At 69.6% G+C, this 16,925-nt stretch carries 15 protein-coding genes; 7 read left to right on the forward strand and 8 right to left on the reverse strand.

The window, feature by feature from the left end; all coding sequences use genetic code 11:
- Positions 1-56 precede the first annotated feature (56 nt).
- The 7 genes from AC1HFW_RS25480 to AC1HFW_RS25510 all read left to right on the forward strand — a co-directional run bounded on the left by AC1HFW_RS25480 (position 57) and on the right by AC1HFW_RS25510 (position 9,679).
- The gene (locus AC1HFW_RS25480; protein ID WP_479285529.1) at positions 57-1,856 is read left to right on the forward strand and encodes an ABC transporter ATP-binding protein; all 1,800 of its coding nucleotides are present in this window, start codon (positions 57-59) and stop codon (positions 1,854-1,856) included.
- Positions 1,850-3,619, forward strand: a complete 1,770-nt coding sequence (locus AC1HFW_RS25485; protein ID WP_479285530.1) for an ABC transporter ATP-binding protein — start codon at positions 1,850-1,852, stop codon at positions 3,617-3,619. Before AC1HFW_RS25480 ends, AC1HFW_RS25485 begins: the two co-directional genes overlap by 7 nt.
- The gene (locus AC1HFW_RS25490; protein WP_479285531.1) at positions 3,619-4,560 is read left to right on the forward strand and encodes an ABC transporter permease; all 942 of its coding nucleotides are present in this window, start codon (positions 3,619-3,621) and stop codon (positions 4,558-4,560) included. Before AC1HFW_RS25485 ends, AC1HFW_RS25490 begins: the two co-directional genes overlap by 1 nt.
- On the forward strand, positions 4,560-5,507 hold the full coding sequence (locus AC1HFW_RS25495; protein WP_479286556.1) for an iron chelate uptake ABC transporter family permease subunit: 948 nt from the start codon (positions 4,560-4,562) through the stop codon (positions 5,505-5,507). The genes AC1HFW_RS25490 and AC1HFW_RS25495 overlap by 1 nt, the downstream gene beginning before the upstream one ends.
- The gene (locus tag AC1HFW_RS25500) at positions 5,504-6,280 is read left to right on the forward strand and encodes an iron ABC transporter ATP-binding protein (protein WP_061073358.1); all 777 of its coding nucleotides are present in this window, start codon (positions 5,504-5,506) and stop codon (positions 6,278-6,280) included. Before AC1HFW_RS25495 ends, AC1HFW_RS25500 begins: the two co-directional genes overlap by 4 nt.
- A complete protein-coding gene (locus tag AC1HFW_RS25505) occupies positions 6,277-7,278 on the forward strand; it encodes a siderophore ABC transporter substrate-binding protein (protein ID WP_479285532.1) in 1,002 nt (333 codons plus the stop codon). Before AC1HFW_RS25500 ends, AC1HFW_RS25505 begins: the two co-directional genes overlap by 4 nt.
- Before the next feature lie 127 nt (positions 7,279-7,405).
- Positions 7,406-9,679, forward strand: a complete 2,274-nt coding sequence (locus AC1HFW_RS25510) for a TonB-dependent receptor (RefSeq protein WP_479285533.1) — start codon at positions 7,406-7,408, stop codon at positions 9,677-9,679.
- Positions 9,680-9,725: 46 nt separating this feature from the next.
- On the opposite strand, the gene AC1HFW_RS25515 is transcribed toward AC1HFW_RS25510, so the two are convergent.
- Genes AC1HFW_RS25515 through AC1HFW_RS25550 form a run of 8 tightly spaced genes read right to left on the reverse strand, consistent with a single transcriptional unit; the run spans position 9,726 to position 16,866 of the window.
- Positions 9,726-10,241, reverse strand: coding sequence for a lipocalin family protein (locus AC1HFW_RS25515; RefSeq protein WP_241073532.1), 516 nt, complete (start codon positions 10,239-10,241; stop codon positions 9,726-9,728).
- A gap of 10 nt (positions 10,242-10,251) precedes the next feature.
- Complete coding sequence (locus AC1HFW_RS25520; RefSeq protein ID WP_479285534.1) at positions 10,252-11,334, reverse strand: SAM-dependent methyltransferase; 1,083 nt, start codon at positions 11,332-11,334, stop codon at positions 10,252-10,254.
- Positions 11,335-11,345: 11 nt separating this feature from the next.
- The gene (locus tag AC1HFW_RS25525; RefSeq protein WP_479285536.1) at positions 11,346-12,113 is read right to left on the reverse strand and encodes a DUF1295 domain-containing protein; all 768 of its coding nucleotides are present in this window, start codon (positions 12,111-12,113) and stop codon (positions 11,346-11,348) included.
- Positions 12,110-12,622 carry a DUF2878 domain-containing protein gene (locus tag AC1HFW_RS25530; protein WP_479286557.1) on the reverse strand — a complete coding sequence of 171 codons (513 nt, stop codon included), beginning with the start codon at positions 12,620-12,622 and terminating at the stop codon, positions 12,110-12,112. The genes AC1HFW_RS25525 and AC1HFW_RS25530 overlap by 4 nt, the downstream gene beginning before the upstream one ends.
- A complete protein-coding gene (locus tag AC1HFW_RS25535; protein ID WP_479285537.1) occupies positions 12,622-13,887 on the reverse strand; it encodes a class I SAM-dependent methyltransferase in 1,266 nt (421 codons plus the stop codon). Before AC1HFW_RS25535 ends, AC1HFW_RS25530 begins: the two co-directional genes overlap by 1 nt.
- 5 nt (positions 13,888-13,892) lie before the next feature.
- On the reverse strand, positions 13,893-14,669 hold the full coding sequence (locus AC1HFW_RS25540; RefSeq protein WP_479285539.1) for a DUF1365 domain-containing protein: 777 nt from the start codon (positions 14,667-14,669) through the stop codon (positions 13,893-13,895).
- Positions 14,666-15,931: an NAD(P)/FAD-dependent oxidoreductase gene (locus AC1HFW_RS25545; protein WP_479285541.1), complete on the reverse strand. Its 1,266-nt coding sequence runs from the start codon at positions 15,929-15,931 to the stop codon at positions 14,666-14,668. Before AC1HFW_RS25545 ends, AC1HFW_RS25540 begins: the two co-directional genes overlap by 4 nt.
- A 2-nt stretch (positions 15,932-15,933) precedes the next feature.
- A complete protein-coding gene (locus AC1HFW_RS25550; protein ID WP_479285543.1) occupies positions 15,934-16,866 on the reverse strand; it encodes an acyl-CoA desaturase in 933 nt (310 codons plus the stop codon).
- Positions 16,867-16,925: the final 59 nt, after the last annotated feature.

Here is a 16,925-nt window from a genome sequence, read left to right on the forward strand (position 1 = left end):
GATTTAGTTTATAGTCATGCAAATAATTATCACCAACATCTGGGTAGTCCGATTTCATGAGCACGTCCGCAGTCGCCGCGGCCACCCCTGGCCCGCTCAGGCAAGTGTTGTCCCCGATCCGCGGGCAACTGATCGCCGCGGCGCTATTGGCCTCGGTGGGCACCATGCTCACACTGGCGCCGCTGGCGGGCATCGCGCACATCGCGAAGCTTCTGCTGGCCGCCCTCGACCTGGCGGACGCCGCCCGCGCGGCGGTGCGGGCGGAACTCTGGTGGGTGGCGGGCGCCAGCGTGATCTGCCTGTTCGCCGGCATGGCGCTGGTGTCGGCCGGCGAACTGACCGCGCATCTGGCCGATAACCGCGTCACGCATCACCTGCGACTGGCCGTGGCGCGGCGGCTGGCGCAAGCGCCGCTGGGCTGGTTCAGCGGCAGGGCGTCGGGCGAGGTCAAGCAGGCGATGCAGGACGACATCGCCACGCTGCACAGCCTGACCGCGCATTTCTACACGGCGGTGGGGCGCGCGGCGGGCGCCATCGGGCTGTCGGTCATCTACCTGTTCGCGCTGGACTGGCGCATGGCGCTGGCGGCGCTGCTGCCGTTTCCGGGGTTCTTCCTGTTCCTGCGCCGCGCCATGAAGGCCGGCGGCGGCGAGATGCAGGCTTTCGTCACCCGGCTCGAACGCCTGAATGGCGCGACGGTCGAGTTCGTCGGCGGGATGCCGGTGGTCAAGGCGTTCGGCGCCGGCGGCAAGGCGCACCGCGGCTACCACGAGGCCGTGGATGGACTGGCCGAGGCCTTCGTCCGTTTCACCCGCCCGCTGGTGGCGGCGATGGCCCATGCGCACGCCATGATCGCCCCGGTCACGGTGCTGGGCGTGGTGCTGGGCTGCGGCGCGCTGTTCGTCGGCCTGGGCTGGATCGCGCCGGTGGATGTGCTGCCGTTCGCGCTGGTGGCGCCGGCCATCTGCGCGCCGGTGTTGATGTTGCATACCTTGCTGCACGACCTGGGCAGCGCCACGGCCGCCGCGCAACGCGTGCTGGCGTTGTTGCACACGCCGGTGCTGGCATCGCCCGAGGCCGGACGTTGCGGGACGCCGGCCGGCCACGAGGTGCGTTTCGAGAACGTCGCCTATGCCTATGGCGAGTCACGCCAGGCATTGTCGAACATCAGCTTCACGCTGGAGCCCGGCACCGTGACGGCCGTCGTCGGGACGTCGGGCGCGGGCAAGTCCACGCTGGCGCGGCTGCTGCTGCGGTTCTTCGATCCGGCCGAGGGGCGCATCACGCTGGGCGGGGTGGATCTGCGGCACATCGAGACCACGCAGCTCTACCGGCGCATCGGCTTCGTGTTGCAGGAGGTGCGCCTGATCCACGCCAGCATCCATGACAACATCGCGCTGGGCCGGCCGGCGGCCAGCCGCCTGGAGGTCGAGGCCGCCGCGCGCGCCGCCAACATCCATGAACGCATCCTGGCGCTGCCGCGTGGCTACGACTCGGTGGTCGGCGAGGACGCGCAGCTGTCGGGCGGGGAGCGCCAGCGGGTGAGCATCGCGCGCGCCGTGTTGCTCGATGCGCCGGTGCTGGTGTGCGACGAGGCCACGGCGGCGGCAGATGCCGGCAACGAGGTGGCGATCCAGGAGGCGCTGTCGCGTTTCGCGCAAGGGCGCACGCTGATGGTGATTGCGCACCGGCTGGACACGGTGATGCACGCCGACCGCATTCTCGTCCTGGAGGACGGCGCCATCGTCGAGCAGGGGCGCCACGACGCGCTGCTGGCGCTGGGCGGCCGCTATGCCCGGCTGTGGACGCTGGGCGGCTACGACATGGCGACGGAACAGGCGGGGGCGTCATGCTGAAGACCTTCCTGCTGTTGCTGGGCAAGGAGGCGCCCGTGCTGCGGCGTTATGCCTGGATGGCCGTCGCCTATGGCGTGCTGTGCGGATTGGCCATCACCTCGCTGGCGCCGGTGCTGATCCATCTGCTTGACGGTGACGTGCGGCGGGTGACGCCCTGGCTGTCTTTGCTCGTGGCCGAGGTGGCGGCCTGCTGGCTGCTGCGGCGCCAGGTGGAGCGGGCCGGCGTGCGCGTGGGCGTGGCCATCCTGCGCAGCGGTCGCCATCGCCTGGGCGAGCACGTGGCGAGCCTGCCGGTGGGATGGTTCACGCCGGCGCACACGGCGCGCCTGGGGCATGTGGTCACGCAGGGCATGATGGCCGTGGCCCAGTTGCCCGCGCACGTGTTCACGCCGGTGATCACCGGGATCGTGACGCCGATGGTGCTGGTCGCCGCGCTGTTCGCGCAGCACTGGCTGCTGGGCGTGATCGCGCTGCTGGCGCTGCCGCTGCTGGCTGGCGTCCTGGCCTTGACGGCCGCCATGGCACGGCGGGCGGACGACGCTTTCCATCGCAGTTTCGCCGACGCCAGCCAGCGCGTGGTGGAGTTCGCGCAGGCGCAGTCGGTGCTGCGCGCCTTCAATGGCGACGGCGGCGGCTTGCGGTTGCTGGAGCAGGCGGTCGAACGCCAGCGCCAGTCCGGCGCGCGGCTGATCTGGCTGTCGGCGGGGGCGGCCGTCTTGAATGCCTGGGCCGTGCAGGCGGCGTTCGCCGCCATGCTGATGGCGGCGGTGTGGTGGGCCAATGGCCTGGCGGGCGGTCCGCTGGCGTCCGGCGCGGTCGTGGCGGTCATCGTCTCGCTGGTGCTGGCAGCCCGCTACGTCGATGCGTTGCTGGAGGTGGCGGGCTATGGCGAGGTGCTGCGCGGCGCGCGCGGCCAGCTCGATGCCATCGCGGCGCTGTTCGCGGTGGAACCGTTGCCGGAACCCGAAGCGCCGCAGGCGCCGCGCGATGGCGCGATCGAACTGCGCGAAGTGGACTTCTGCTACGCGCCGGATGAACCGGACGTGTTGCGCGACGTGACGCTGCGCATCGCGCCGGGCAGCATGGTTGCCCTGATCGGCGAGTCCGGCTCCGGCAAGACCACGCTGGCGCGGCTGATCGCCCGTTTCTTCGACGTGACCGCGGGCAGCGTCAGCGTCGGCGGCGTGGACGTGAGGCAGATCGCCAGCGCGCGCCTGGCCGGCCAGATCAGCCAGATCTTCCAGGACAACTACCTGTTTTCGGGCAGCATCGCCGACAACATCCGCGTCGGCAAGCCCGATGCCAGCGACGCCGAGGTCATGGACGCCGCGCGCCAGGCGGGCGTGGCCGGCATCATCGAACGGCTGCCGCAAGGCCTGGACACGGCGGTGGGCGAGGGCGGCGCGCGCCTGTCCGGCGGCGAGCGCCAGCGCGTCGCCATCGCCCGCGCGTTGATCAGCGCCGCCCCGATCCTGCTGGTGGACGAGGCTACCGCGGCGCTGGACGCGGAGAACCAGATCGTCGTCACCGAGGCGCTGGCGCGGCTGCGCGGCCGGTGCACGCTGGTGGTGATCGCCCATCAGTTGTCCACGGTGGCGATGGCCGACCAGATCGTGGTGCTCGAAGCCGGCCGCATCGTTGAGCAGGGCTCGCCCGCGCTGCTGCGCGCGGGCCAGGGACGCTATGCGCGATTCCTGGCGCAACGCCGGGCCGCCAAGGGCTGGCGCATCGCCGCCGCGGAACCGGACAAGGCGTGCGGCTGATGCGTGCGGGCCTGCTGGGCGTGTTCATCGTGCTGTGCGGCGCGTCGTTGCTGGTGGGCGCGCGGCAGATGGCGTGGTCGCAGCTGCTGTCGCTGTCCGGCGACGACTGGCTGACGCTGACGGCGAGCCGGTTGCCGCGCCTGGCGGCGCTGGTGCTGACGGGCGTGGGCCTGTCGGTCTGCGGGGTGATCCTGCAACACGTCGTGCGCAACAAGTTCGTCGAACCGGCCACCTCGGGCGGGCTGGACGCCGCCAAGTTCGGCATCCTGGTGTCGCTGACGCTGGCGCCCGCCGCCGGCACGGCGGCGCGGATGCTGTTCGCGCTGGTCTTCTGCCTGGCCGCCAGCCTGGCCTTCGTGGCGATCGTGCGCCGCGTGAGATTCAAGAACACCGTGCTGGTGCCGGTGATCGGGCTGATGTACGGCGGCGTGCTGAGCGCGCTGGCCGAGTTCTACGCCTACCGCCACAACATCCTGCAGAGCATGCAGGGCTGGATGCTGGGCGACTTCTCGCGGATCGTGCAGGGCCACTACGAGATCATCTACCTGATCCTGCCCATCGTCGCGCTGACGTATCTGTACGCGCACCGCTTCACCGTGCTGGGCATGGGCGAGGGCATGGCGTCGAGCCTGGGGCTGAACTATTCCGCCACGGTGGCGTTGGGGCTGGTGCTGGTGGCCGTGACGGTGTCCGCCACGGTCATCACGGTCGGGGCCATTCCCTTCGTCGGCCTGGTGGTGCCGAATCTGGTGGCGCTGCATTACGGCGACAACCTGGGCCGCACCCTGCCGCTGGTGGCGCTGGGCGGCGCGTCGCTGCTGTTGGCCTGCGACGTGCTCGGCCGCCTGTTGATCCACCCGTTCGAGGTGCCGATCGGCCTGACCGCGGGCGGGCTGGGCGGCCTGCTGTTCCTGGCGCTGATCTTCTGGAAGCACCGATGATGCGCCGGGCTCCACGGCAACTGGCCTGGCTGCTCGTCATCGCCCTGGCGCTGGCGTTCCTGTTCCTGGGCGCCGGCTTCGATTTCGACTATGTCATCCCCAAGCGGCTTGCGCGGCTGGCGGCCATGCTGATCGGCGGCGTGGCCATCGCCTGGTCGTCGATCGTGTTCCAGACGCTGACGGGCAACCGCATCCTGACGCCGGCCATCATGGGCTACGAGGCGGTCTACCTGTTGCTGCAATCGCTGCTGGTGCTGGCGCTGGGGGCGCAGAGCCTGGTGCTGCTGGGGGCGAACGGCAATTTCTTCCTGTCCGTGGCGGTGATGCTGGGCTATTCGTGGCTGATCCATCGCGGATTGTTCCGCCAGGGCCGGCAGAACGTCTATTTCCTGCTGCTGGTGGGGTTGGTGCTGACGATGGTGATCGGCACCTTCACGCAGTTCGTGCAGCTCAAGACCAGCCCCGGCGAGTTCTCGATCCTGCTGGGTTTTTCCCAGGCGTCGTTCAACAAGACCGAACCGGCGCAGCTGCTGGTGTCGGGACTGCTGGTGGCGGGCGTGTGCCTGGCCGGTCTGAAGACCTTGCCGACGCTGGATGTGATGTCGCTGGGGCGCGATCAGGCGCTGTCGCTGGGCGTGGGCTACCCGCGGCAGGTGCGGCTGCACCTGGCGTTGATCGCGACGCTGGTCGCGGTATCGACCAGCCTGCTGGGACCCACGGCGTTCATGGGCATCTTCGTCGCCAACATGGCCTATGCGCTGGCGCGCACGCGCCGGCACCGGGCCACCCTGCCCACCGGCTGCGCCATCGCGATCGGCCTGTTCCTGCTGGCCCAGTTGGCGGTGGAGCATCTTTTCAACTACCGGACCACCGTCGGCATCCTGGTCAACCTGGTGTGCGGCGCCTGGTTCCTGGCGCTGATGGCGCGGGCGCGAGGCACGGCATGATTAGCGTCAAGCATCTTTCCAAACACTATGGCGCGCGGGCCGTGCTGTCCGACGTCAGCGCGCAGTTTCCGGCGGGGCGGCTGACCTCGCTGATCGGTCCCAACGGCGCCGGCAAGACCACGCTGTTGATGATGATCGCGCGGTTGCTGGAGCCGACCCGTGGCGACATCCTGATCGACGGCCGCGACGTGTCGGGCATTGGCATCGGCGACTACGCCAAGCGCGTCGCCACGCTGCGCCAGTCGCCCGATTTCAACCTGCGCCTGACGGTGGAAGAACTGGTGGCGTTCGGGCGCTTCCCCTACAGCCGCGGCGCGTTGACGCCGCAGGACCGGCGGGTGATCGACGAGGCCATCGCGTTCCTGTCGCTGGGGCCGCTGCGGCAGGCCTATCTCGACGAGTTGAGCGGCGGCCAGCGGCAGATGGCGTTCCTGGCCATGACCATCGCGCAGCAGACCGACTATCTGCTGCTCGACGAGCCGCTGAACAACCTGGACATCAAGCACGCCGTGCAGATCATGCGGGCGCTGCGGCGCCTGTGCGACGCGCACGGCCGCACCGTCATCCTGGTGGTGCACGACATCAACTTCGCGGCCAGCTACTCCGACCACATCGTCGCCATGAAGGATGGCGCGGTGCATTGCGCCGGCACGGTGCGGCAGGTCGTGACCGAGGACCGCTTGCGGGAACTGTATGGGCTGGATTTCGAGATCACGCACGGCGCGCGCGGACGCTTGTGCAACTACTTCAACCCATCGGGAGAATTGACATGACCTTCAAGCACAGATCCTGGGCGCTGGCCCTGCTGGCGGCCGCCACGATTGCGGTGCAGGGCTGCGGCCGGGAGGCGGCGGATCCGCCCCAGGCCGCGCGTGCGCCCGATGCGCCCAGCGCCGCCGTGCAACCGGCCTATGCAGCCGTCACGGTGCAGCACAAGCTCGGCACCACCGTCATCGACAAGCGGCCGCAGCGCGTGGTGGCGCTGGACATGAACGAGGTCGATTTCCTGGACCTGCTGGGAGTGCCCGTGGCCGGCATGCCGAAGGATTTCGTGCCGCACTTCCTGGCGCAATACAAGGACGCGCCGGACGTGCGCGACATGGGCGCGATCGTGCAGCCGAACCTGGAGCGGGTGCACGCGGCCAAGCCCGACCTGATCCTGATCACGTCGCTGCAGGCGAACCACTACAAGGAACTGAGCCAGATCGCGCCGACGATCCATTTCGACGTGGATTACCGCGACAGCCAGGCCAATCACATCGAGGTCATCAAGGACCACCTGATGACGCTCGGGCGGATCTTCGAGAAGGAAGACCTGGCGCGCCAGCAGGCGGCGGCGCTGGACGAGAAGGTCCGGGAGGCGCGCCTCCTGATCCAGGACCGCCCCGAGAAGGCGCTGATCGTGCTGCACAACAACGGCGCCTTCACGTCCTTCGGCGTCCAGTCGCGCTATGGCTTCGTCTTCAACGCGCTGGGCGTGAAACCGGCCGGCCCGATGGCGGAGGCCGGCCTGCATGGCCAGCCGATCTCCAGCGAATTCATCCAGCAGGCCAATCCCGATGTCATCTACGTGGTGGACCGCACCGCCGTGATGGAACGGCGGCCCGTCCTGAACGCCGAGACATTGGGCAATCCTTTGCTGCGCCAGACGCCGGCGTGGCCGAACGGCCGCGTGGTCTTTGCCGACGCCGAGGCCTGGTACGTCACGGCCGCCAGCGTGAATTCGCTGCGCATCGTGATCGACGACGTGATGAAGGGCTACCGCGACTGACGCGAGCGGCCGGCGCTTCGGCGCCCCGGATTTTATTGATTAACGATTCCCATTCGCTTCATTGTTTTCATTCGCAATCCAGAAAACCGATGAAGGCCAACCCACGCTCAACCGAACGGAGCATCCCATGAGCAAACGTCGCCATAGCGGCCGCGTCGCGCGTCCTTCATCGCACGCCGCGAACGCCAGGACCGTCTTTTCCTTCAATGTCCTGACCGCGGCCCTGTTCGGCCTGACGGCCGGCGCCGTCCTGGTCGCGGCCCCTGCCGCGCAGGCCCAGGAGGCCGTCGATGGCCGCGCCCGAACCAGCGAAACGGCGGCGCAGCCGCGAGCGGGCGAGGCCGGCGCCGGGGTCAAGACGCTGCCGGCGGTGCGCGTCACGGCCCAGTCCGAAGAACCCGCCACGCCGTATGCCGGCGGCCAGGTGACCTACGGCGCCCGCGCCGGCTTCCTGGGCGAGCGGGACTTCATGAGCACGCCGTTCTCGGTCATCAGCTACACCGACAAGTACATCCAGGACCTGCAGGCCCAGGACATCACCGACGTGATCGCCCGCACCGACCCGTCGGTGTTCAGCAATGGCGTCACCGGCGCCTGGAGCGAGAACTACTCGATCCGCGGTTTCGCTTCCGCCACCACCGACATCTCCTTCGGCGGACTGTTCGGCATGGCGCCGTACTACCGCACCACGCCGGAAATGTTCGAGCGCATCGAGGTGTTGAAGGGGCCGTCGGCCCTGCTCAACGGCATGCCGCCGGGCGGCTCGGTGGGCGGCACCGTCAACCTGGTGCCCAAGCGCGCCGGCGATGAACCGTTGACGCGCCTGACCGCGACCTACATGTCGGACGCGCAGTTCGGCGGGCACCTGGACATGGGACGCCGCTTCGGCGAGGACAAGCAGTTCGGCATCCGCTTCAACGGGGTCTATCGCAACGGCGCCGGCGCCATCAAGGACCAGGACAAGAAGGCGCAGCTGGCCGCCGTCGGGCTGGACTGGCGCAGCGAGCGCGTGCGCATCTCGGCGGACCTGTACGACAGCGACGAGCGGGTCGACGGCGTGACCCGCGGCATCAACCTGGCGCCGGGCGTGGGGGTGCCCAAGCCGCCCAAGGCCGACACCTTGCTGAACCCGGACTGGGCATACGTGCACAACCGCGATCGCGGCGCGATGGTGCGCGGTGAAGTCGACCTCAATGACAACCTGATGGCGTATGCGGCGATCGGCACCAGCCGGTCCGAGTACACCTACAACGGCGCCATCTCGGCCCAGGTGCTCAATGCCGCGGGCGATTTCCGCACCACCATCGGCCAATTGAACATGCACATCAAGAAGACCACGGGCGAAGCCGGGGTCCGGGGCAAGCTGCAGACGGGCGGCATCAAGCACCAGTGGGTGCTGAACACCACCTACTACACCGATACCGAACACGATTATGGCCGCCGTTCGGTGCCCGGCGCGGACTGGACCACCAACATCTACAAGCCGGTCTGGGGCCCGGAGGTCGACGGCGTCTGGCCGGCGATCCTGCATACCGAGACGCGCCTGATCAGCTATGGCCTGGCGGACACCCTGTCGTTCGCCGAGGACCGCGTGCAGCTGACGCTGGGCGCACGCCGCCAGGAAGTGCGTTCGGATACCTTCAACGTCGCCACGGGCGCGCGCACCAGCCGCTATGACGCCAATGCCACGACGCCCGCGGCGGCGATTCTGGTCAAGGCCACCGACAACATTTCCGTCTACGCCAACTACATCGAGGGCCTGAGCAAGGGCCAGACGGCGCCGGTCACCGCCGCCAACGCCGGCCAGTTGTTCGCGCCGTACAAGACCAAGCAGAAAGAGGCCGGCATCAAGCTCGACTTCGGCGACTTCACGCATACCCTCAGCGTGTTCGAGATCACGCGGCCGAGCGGCTACACCAATCCCGTCACCAACGTGTTCTCGTTCGGCGGCGAACAGCGCAACCGGGGCGTGGAATGGGGCTTCTTCGGCGAGCCGCTGCGCGGCGTGCGCCTGATGGGCGGCGTGGCATACATCGACCCGAAGGTCACGAAGGCCGCGCTGGCCGTCAACGAGGGCAAGCAGGCGACCGGCGTGCCCAAGCTGCAGGGCAAGCTCGGCATCGAGTGGGACGTGCCGGCCGTGCAGGGGCTGACGCTGACCGCCAACGCGACCTCGCTGTCCAAGCAGTACATCAGCGCCGACAACTCGCTGTCGGTGGCCGGCCGCACCACCTATGACGTCGGCGCGCGCTACGCCACCAAGGTGGCCGACCGTCCGCTGATCCTGCGGGCGGGTATCAACAACCTGACCAACAAGGCCTATTGGGGCATGCCGCAGCTGTCGAGCCTGGCGCTGGGCGCCCCGCGCACCTTCATGCTGTCGGCATCGATGGACTTCTGACGGTGGCAAGGCGCCGGCCCGCGGCGGTGACGCGGGCCGGCGTTGCCTATTGGCAGCGCTGCGGTACCTTGCGCAGGGGCTCGGTGTAGCCCAGCGCCGCGACGCGGCCGGCCAGCTGGGCGTAGGCGTCCTCGCTCAGGCACGGCACGCGCGCCATGATCCATACGTAGTCGCGCTTGGAGCGGCCGATGATGGTGGTCTGGTAGGCGTCGTCCAGGTAGGCGATGACGTATTCGGCCTGGATCGGCCAGATGAACTGCATGCCCCAGACCGCGTTGCCGCTGTCCGGCCGCACCGTGGCCACCGGGTGCATGGTGCTCACCTCGGCGTCGAAGCTGCCCTTGCGGTAGCGGAAGTCCGTCTGGATCCTGCCATCGGGCAGCGGCCGGTAGCTTTCCACCGCATCGTAGGCGTTGCGTTCGGGCCAGCTGGGGATGTGCGCGATGACGTACCAATCGCCCATGAAGCGCGACAGGTCCACATGGGCCACGGGCGGCATGGGCGCGGGCCCGGCGCAGCCCGCCAGCAGGCCCATCGCGGCGACACACAGGGCGCGCAACATGGCGGTCTCCTCAGGGACGCGTGAAGCGGTAGTGGGCGACGCCCCATTGCTGGCCGTCGTCGTAGCCGAACAATTCGGCGCAGGCCATCCAGAACATGCGCCAGCGCTGGTGCCACAGCGGCGCCAAGCGGGGGCCGTAGGCCTGCTCCAGCACCGCCCGGGCCTGCGCGGCGCGGGCGTCCTGGTTGGCCAGCCAATGGTTGGCCGTGCGCGCGTAGTGCGTGCCGTCGAGAAACCACTTTTCCTGCAATTGCAGGTCGCGCTGGAAGTGCAGCAGCGTGTCGGCCGCCGGCATGATGCCACCGGTGAAGAAGTGGCGTCCCATCCAGTTGCCGGCGCCTTCGGTCTCGAACGGATAGGCGCGTTCGCGGTGCGCGAAGATGTGCGCGAACAGCTTGCCGCCGGGGCGCAGCCATTGGCCGATGCGGGCCAGCAGGTCCTGGTAGTTGCGCATGTGCTCGAACATTTCCACCGAGACGCAGCGGTCGTAGGCGGCCGCGGGCAGCGTCAGCACGTTCACGTCGCAGGTGACGACCCGCACGTGTTCCCAGCCGCGTTCGCGGCAGCGCGCCTCGATGTGCTGGCGCTGGGTGGCCGAGTTGGACACCGCGGTGATGCGGGCGTTGGGATAATGTTCGGCCATCCACAGTGTCAGCGAGCCCCAGCCGCAGCCCAGTTCCAGGATGTCCTGGCCGTCGGCCAGTTCGGCGCGTTCGCCGTACAGGCGCAGCATGGCGGCTTCGGCCTGGTCCAGGGTCTCGGCGCCGGTCGGGTACAGGCAGCCGGAGTACTTCATGCGGGCGCCCAGGCAGAGCTGGAAGAACGCGGTGGGCAGCTCGTAGTGCTGGGCATTGGCGGCGTCGGTGTGGATGGCCACCGCGCTGGTGCGCAGGCGCGCGATCAGGTCCTGGTTGCGCGCCGTCCAGGCGTCGATGCCGCCGGCGTATTCAGCCGCCAGGCGTTCGGCGCACAGGCGGCGGATGCCCAGGCGCAGCAGCGCGTCGGGCACCAGGCCGCGTTCGGCCAGGCCGAGCAGGCCGGGCGCGGGGCGGTCGGTGGCGAGCGGAAGGTCGTGCAGGCTGGCGGTCGTCATGGCGGGCCTCGTCAGGATTTGGGGAACCACGGGAAGAAGGCCGAGGTGCGGCGCTGATACGCGCGGTAGTCGTCGCCGCGCGTGCGCAGGGCCTGCTGCTCGGTGAAAGGTATGCCGCTGATCCAGCGCAGGAACACGTACATCAGCACGGGGCCGAGCCACGCCAGCCAGGCCAGGGGCGAGCCCCAGGCCAGCGCGACGTAGCCGAACCAATGGCACCATTCGAAGAAATAATTGGGATGGAGCGAGTAGCGCCACAGGCCGCTGTCGCAGGTCTGGCCGCGATGGGCCGGATCGTCGCGGAAGCGGTCGAGCTGGCGGTCGGCGATGACTTCGCCGGCCAACGCGGCCAGCCAGATCGCCAGGCCCAGCGCGACGGGCAGGCCGCGCGCGGGGCTCAGGCCGACGGCCAGGAAGGGCAGGCTGAACAGCATCACCAGGCCGGCCTGGAACATGAACAGGCCGAAGAACTTGCCCTGATGGCCCGCCCAGTGTTCGCGCAGCGCGCGGTAGCGCCCGTCCTCGCCCTGCCGGACCCTGCGCCACAGGTGCCAGGCCAGCCGCAGCGACCAGACGCCGGCCATCACGGCCAGGCTGGCCCTGGGCGCCTGGTCGCCCTGGCCGGTGGCGGCGACCAGCAGGGCGCTGGCGCCCATGCCCGCGGCCCAGACCACGTCGACGATGCCGGCGTTGGCATGGCGGCGCTGCCAGGTCCAGGCCAGGGCCATGGCGATGACCATGACGACGGCGATGACCAGCCATTGCGACAGGGGATTCATGCGGCCTCCCGCGTCCAGCGGTGCGCCCAGCGCGTCAGCGCCGGCAGGATCAGGCCCCAGCCCAGCGCCAGCGCCACGGTGGCGCGCCAGGCGGGCGCGTCGAACTGCACCGCCTGCCAGCCGCGCGCGGCGCCCCAGTAGGCCAGTGGCCCGCCGATGGCGCCGAAAGCGCAGGCCAGCCAGCGGCGCGGCCGCAGGTAGGCCAGCGAATGATTCAGCGTCAGGGCGAAGGCCGCCCACAGCGCCAGGATCCAGCGCGGCGCGGGCCAGGCATCGGCGGCGTAGACCGACCAGCCCAGCGCGGACAGCGCGCCGTCGAGCAGGCAGCCGCACAGCAGCGCGGCGGCGGCCAGCTTCAGGTCGGCGCGCCACTCGACCGAGCAGGCCAGCTGCGCGGCAATGAAGACCAGGGCCGCGACCACGCCCGGCCAGGCCAGGCCGCGGCCGGCGCCGATGACGGCGCTGAACCAGACCAGCTGGTAGCCGAGCAGGTTGGCCCAGAAGCGCATCACACGCCTGCCTGGACCCAGCGTTCGCCGCTGCCGCGGGCGCCGGGGTGGGTCAGCAACAGGTGCGAGACGCCGATGGAACGCTCGCGAAAGCCTCCTTCGCAGTACGCCAGGTAGAACTCCCACAGGCGGCAGAAGCGGCTGTCGAAACCCTGTTCCCGCACTTCGGGCAGATGCGCCAGGAAGCGTTGCCGCCAGGCCTGCAGGGTGCGCGCGTATGAGTGGCCGAAGTCCTCCAGGTGCACCAGGGCCAGGTCGCTGGCGCGCGTCTTGGCGCGTAGCATCGCTTCGATCGAGGGAATGAAGCTGCCCGGGAAGATGTGGCGCTTGATGAAATCCACTTCGCCCAGCGCCTGCTGGTAGCGGTGGTCCTCGATGGTGATGGCCTGGATCAGGGCGCGCCCGTGCGGCGCGAGCAGGTCGGCGATCTTGGCGAAATAGGTTTCGAGGTACTGCGCGCCGATGGCCTCGATCATCTCGATCGACACCACCTTGTCGTAGCGGCCCTGCAGGTCGCGGTAGTCCTGCAGCACCACGCTGACGCGATCGTCCAGGCCGGCGGCGCGCACCCGCGCCAGCGCCATGACGTGCTGCTCGCGCGAGATGGTGGCGGTGGTGACGTGGCAGCCATAGTGGCGCGCGGCATGGATGGCGAATCCGCCCCAGCCGCTGCCGATCTCGACCACGCGGTCGCGCGGGCCGAGTTCGAGCTTGCGGCAGATGGTGTCCAGCTTGCGCCGCGACGCCTCTTCCAGCGTGTCGTCGGCGCCGGCCCACAGGGCCGACGAATACATCAGGTCGGGCGACAGGAACAGCGAGAAGAAATCGTTGCCCAGGTCGTAGTGGGCGGCGATGTTGCGGCGGCTGCCTTCGGGGGTGTTGCGGTTGCGGGCGTGCCAGCGCTTGAGCACCCAGCCGGCCACGCGCGCCAGCCCCGATTCCATGCCGTCCAGCGTGTCGCGGTTGCGCACCAGCAGGCCCACCAGGGCGACCAGGTCGTCGCAGGTCCACATGCCGTCGCCATACGCCTCGCCCGCGCCGACGCTGCCCTGCGTGGCCACCAGGCGGTAGAAGGCCATGTCGCGGATGGTCAGGCGCACCACCGGCTCGCCCTGGCCGAGCGTGACGCTGCCCAGGCTGTCCTCGATCGCCAGCCGGCCGCCCGTCAGCGTCGAGAGGCTGGCGAACAGGCGCTTGCGCAACAGGCGATCCAGCGCGCCGGGCGGGCGGGTCGCCGCGATGGCGGCATGTTCGGAAGGCGTCATGGCTTTCATTGGGGTTCTCCGTTGGGCGTGCGGGGATGGTCGTGGATCGGGTTGCGCTTGAGCCAGAGGCGCAGGGCCTGCCAGTGGATGCCGCCGATGACCTGCAGCGTCATCAGGGGATAGCGCCACAGCAGGCGCGCCAGCGCCGCGCCGTCGAGTTCGCGGCGTTGCAGCTGCAGGTGGGCGTCGAATTGCGGCTGGCCCTGGCGGTTGACGCGCATGTGCACCCGCAGGTCCTCGCCCGGCGCGTTGAAGCGCCAGTCGTAGGCGCAGTCCATCGGCATGAAGGGCGAGACGTGGAAGCGCTTGTCGAAGCGCCAGGCCAGCGCGCCGTCGCGGCGGTCGGCGGTCTCGACCGGCAGGACGACGCAATGGCGCTGCTTCCAGGGCGTGTTGGTGATCTCGGCCAGGATGGCGGCGAGCGTCACGCCATCGGCTTCGTAGCAGTAATAGAAGCTGACCGGGTTGAAGACATAGCCGGCGTAGCGCGGATGGGCCAGCAGCCGGATCGGCCCGGCGGGGGCCTCGCCCAGGCTGGCCCGCAACCGCGCTCGCACTGCCTGCGCCAGCGGCAGCCCGGCATCGCCATCGAGATAATCGCCGCGGCGCCATTCGGCCAGGTTGGGCCGGTCCACCGACCACAACCAGCGGTGCCGGAACACCTGGTCGATCTCGTCCAGGTCCAGGTAGAGCTGCGCCATGCGGTAGCTGAAGCCGTGCGCGTGCGGCACGTGGCGCCGGTGCGTCACGCGGCCTTCATAGAGGGCGCTGTGGCCGTTCATGCCGCCACCGCGGACAGCGCCGCGGCCTGTGACTGGATGCCGCGCACCACGTCCAGCGCGCTGGCCACGCCGTCTTCGTGGAAGCCCCAGCCCCAATAGGCGCCCGCGTACCAGCAGCGCTGGTGGCCGGAGATTTCGTCGCGGCGCGCCTGGGCGGCCACGGACGCCAGCGTGTGGACCGGGTGGTGGTAGCGCATGCGCGCCAGTACCCGCGCCGGATCGATGGCGTCGCCGCGATTGAGCGTGACGATGAACGGCTGGCGCGATTGCAGGCCCTGCAGGAGGTTCATGCAGTAGCTCACCGAGCATGGCGCCGATGGATCGGCCGGCACGTAGGCATTCCACGCCGCCCAGGCCTTGGGGTGGCGCGGCAGCAGGCGCGCATCGGTGTGCAGCACGACGTCGTTGTGCTGATAGGTGATCGCGCCCAGCACCTCGCGCTCGGCCGCGCTGGGCGCGGCCAGCAGCTTCAGGGCCTGGTCGCTGTGGCAGGCGAATACCACCTGGTCGTAGCGCGGCCGGCCTTCGCAGGTGGCCAGGGTGACGCCGTCCGCCTGGCGCGTGACCTGGTACACCGGGCAGTTCAGCCGCACCCGCACGTTCCAACGTTCGCGCAGGGCGCGGATATAGCTGCTGGAGCCGCCCTGCACCACGCGCCATTGAGGCCGCGGATCGACTTGCAGCATCTGGTGGTTGGCCATGAACTGCACCAGGTAGCGCGCCGGGAACTCCAGGATGCGCGCGGCGGGCGACGACCACAACGCCGACGCCATCGGGATCAGGTGGTCGGCCTGGAACGCCTGGCCGTAGCGGTGCCGCGCCAGGTACTCGCCCAGCGTCGGGCCGGGCTCGTCGCCGGCCAGCAGCGCCGGCGCCTCGCGGTAAAAGCGCAGCAGGTCGCGCACCATGCCCAGGAAGCGCGGCGACAGCAGGTTGCGGCGCTGGCAGAACAGGGTGTCGAGCGAGGTCGCGTTGTATTCCAGGCCGCCGGCCTCCTGGTGCACCGAGAAGCTCATGGTGGTGGGCTGCGAGCGCACGCCCAGCTCGTCCAGCATGGCCGTGAAACGCGGATAGTTGACCGGGTTGTGCACGATGAAGCCGCTGTCCACCGCGTAGCGGCGGCCGTCCTGCTCGACGTCGTGGGTGTGGGTGTGGCCGCCCAGGTAGTCGTTGGCCTCGTATAGCGTCACGTCGTGGTCCTGGCCCAGCTTCCAGGCGCAGACCAGTCCCGCGATGCCCGAACCGATGATGGCGATGCGCATGGTCATTCCTTGGCGCGCGCCAGCACCCAGGCCGGCACGGGTTTCAGGTCCCAGATCAGGCCGATGGCCGCCAGCAGGCGCAGGCCGTACCAGGTCAGGTCGATTTCCCGGGCGCGAAAGCCCTGGCGCGCCGAACCGGGATAGAAATGGTGGTTGTTGTGCCAGCCTTCGCCGAAGGTCAGCAGCGCCAGCCAGGCGTTGTTGCGGCTGTCGTCGGCGGTGTCGTAGCGGCGCGTGCCGTAGCGGTGCGCCAGCGAATTGATGGTGACGGTCGCGTGGAACAGCGCCACGGTCGAGATGAAGAAGCCCCACACCAGCATCTGTGGCCCGCTGGTGCCCAGGCCGGGGGCCAGGCGCTCGAGCGCGGCGCCCAGGCCGTAGCACAGCAGCGCCAGCGCGATGGGCACGGCGGCGTCGAAGCGGTCCAGCCAGCGCAGTTCGCGGTAGCGGCGCAGGTCCGGCACGCGGGCCAGGTCGGTGGCGAAGGCGCGCGGCGTCAGGAACCACCCCATGTGGCTCCACCAGAAGCCATGGCGGGCCGGCGAGTGCAGGTCCTGGTCGTCGTCCGCGTGGCGGTGATGGTGCCGGTGGTGCGCCGCCCACCACAGGGGCCCGCGCTGGGCGCACGAGGCGCCGAGAATGGCGAAGACCAGCTGCATGGCGCGCGACGTGCGGAAGGTGCGGTGCGAGAAATAGCGGTGGTAGAAGCCGGTCAGGGCGAACATGCGCAGCGCGTAAAGCGCCGCCGCCACGGCCAGCGCCACCGGCGAGACGCCGGTCCACGCCACGCCCAGGCAGCCCGCGTGCAGCAGCGCGAAGGGCAGGGCGCGGGCCCAGTCGATACGGTCGGGCGGGCCGCCAGGCGCGCCCGCCGCCTGGGTGTCGACCCAGCGGCGCATCGAGGCGGTCCAGCGAGAGAGTTCGGGGCGCATCATCGTGTCCTGTTCAAGGCTTGCGGGGATATACGGGCGGGCGCGCCGGCTGGATGCGTTGG

This window comes from Achromobacter sp. ISS7 (genome assembly GCF_056523125.1).

What these genes read in the sequence shown, in the direction of transcription:
- AC1HFW_RS25480 (WP_479285529.1), top strand. Translation starts at nt 57, where the DNA reads ATGAGCACGTCCGCAGTCGCCGCGGCCACCCCTGGCCCGCTCAGGCAA.
- AC1HFW_RS25485 (WP_479285530.1), top strand. Translation starts at nt 1,850, where the DNA reads ATGCTGAAGACCTTCCTGCTGTTGCTGGGCAAGGAGGCGCCCGTGCTG.
- AC1HFW_RS25490 (WP_479285531.1), top strand. Translation starts at nt 3,619, where the DNA reads ATGCGTGCGGGCCTGCTGGGCGTGTTCATCGTGCTGTGCGGCGCGTCG.
- AC1HFW_RS25495 (WP_479286556.1), top strand. Translation starts at nt 4,560, where the DNA reads ATGCGCCGGGCTCCACGGCAACTGGCCTGGCTGCTCGTCATCGCCCTG.
- AC1HFW_RS25500 (WP_061073358.1), top strand. Translation starts at nt 5,504, where the DNA reads ATGATTAGCGTCAAGCATCTTTCCAAACACTATGGCGCGCGGGCCGTG.
- AC1HFW_RS25505 (WP_479285532.1), top strand. Translation starts at nt 6,277, where the DNA reads ATGACCTTCAAGCACAGATCCTGGGCGCTGGCCCTGCTGGCGGCCGCC.
- AC1HFW_RS25510 (WP_479285533.1), top strand. Translation starts at nt 7,406, where the DNA reads ATGAGCAAACGTCGCCATAGCGGCCGCGTCGCGCGTCCTTCATCGCAC.
- AC1HFW_RS25515 (WP_241073532.1), bottom strand. Translation starts at nt 10,241, where the DNA reads ATGTTGCGCGCCCTGTGTGTCGCCGCGATGGGCCTGCTGGCGGGCTGC.
- AC1HFW_RS25520 (WP_479285534.1), bottom strand. Translation starts at nt 11,334, where the DNA reads ATGACGACCGCCAGCCTGCACGACCTTCCGCTCGCCACCGACCGCCCC.
- AC1HFW_RS25525 (WP_479285536.1), bottom strand. Translation starts at nt 12,113, where the DNA reads ATGAATCCCCTGTCGCAATGGCTGGTCATCGCCGTCGTCATGGTCATC.
- AC1HFW_RS25530 (WP_479286557.1), bottom strand. Translation starts at nt 12,622, where the DNA reads ATGCGCTTCTGGGCCAACCTGCTCGGCTACCAGCTGGTCTGGTTCAGC.
- AC1HFW_RS25535 (WP_479285537.1), bottom strand. Translation starts at nt 13,887, where the DNA reads ATGACGCCTTCCGAACATGCCGCCATCGCGGCGACCCGCCCGCCCGGC.
- AC1HFW_RS25540 (WP_479285539.1), bottom strand. Translation starts at nt 14,669, where the DNA reads ATGAACGGCCACAGCGCCCTCTATGAAGGCCGCGTGACGCACCGGCGC.
- AC1HFW_RS25545 (WP_479285541.1), bottom strand. Translation starts at nt 15,931, where the DNA reads ATGCGCATCGCCATCATCGGTTCGGGCATCGCGGGACTGGTCTGCGCC.
- AC1HFW_RS25550 (WP_479285543.1), bottom strand. Translation starts at nt 16,866, where the DNA reads ATGATGCGCCCCGAACTCTCTCGCTGGACCGCCTCGATGCGCCGCTGG.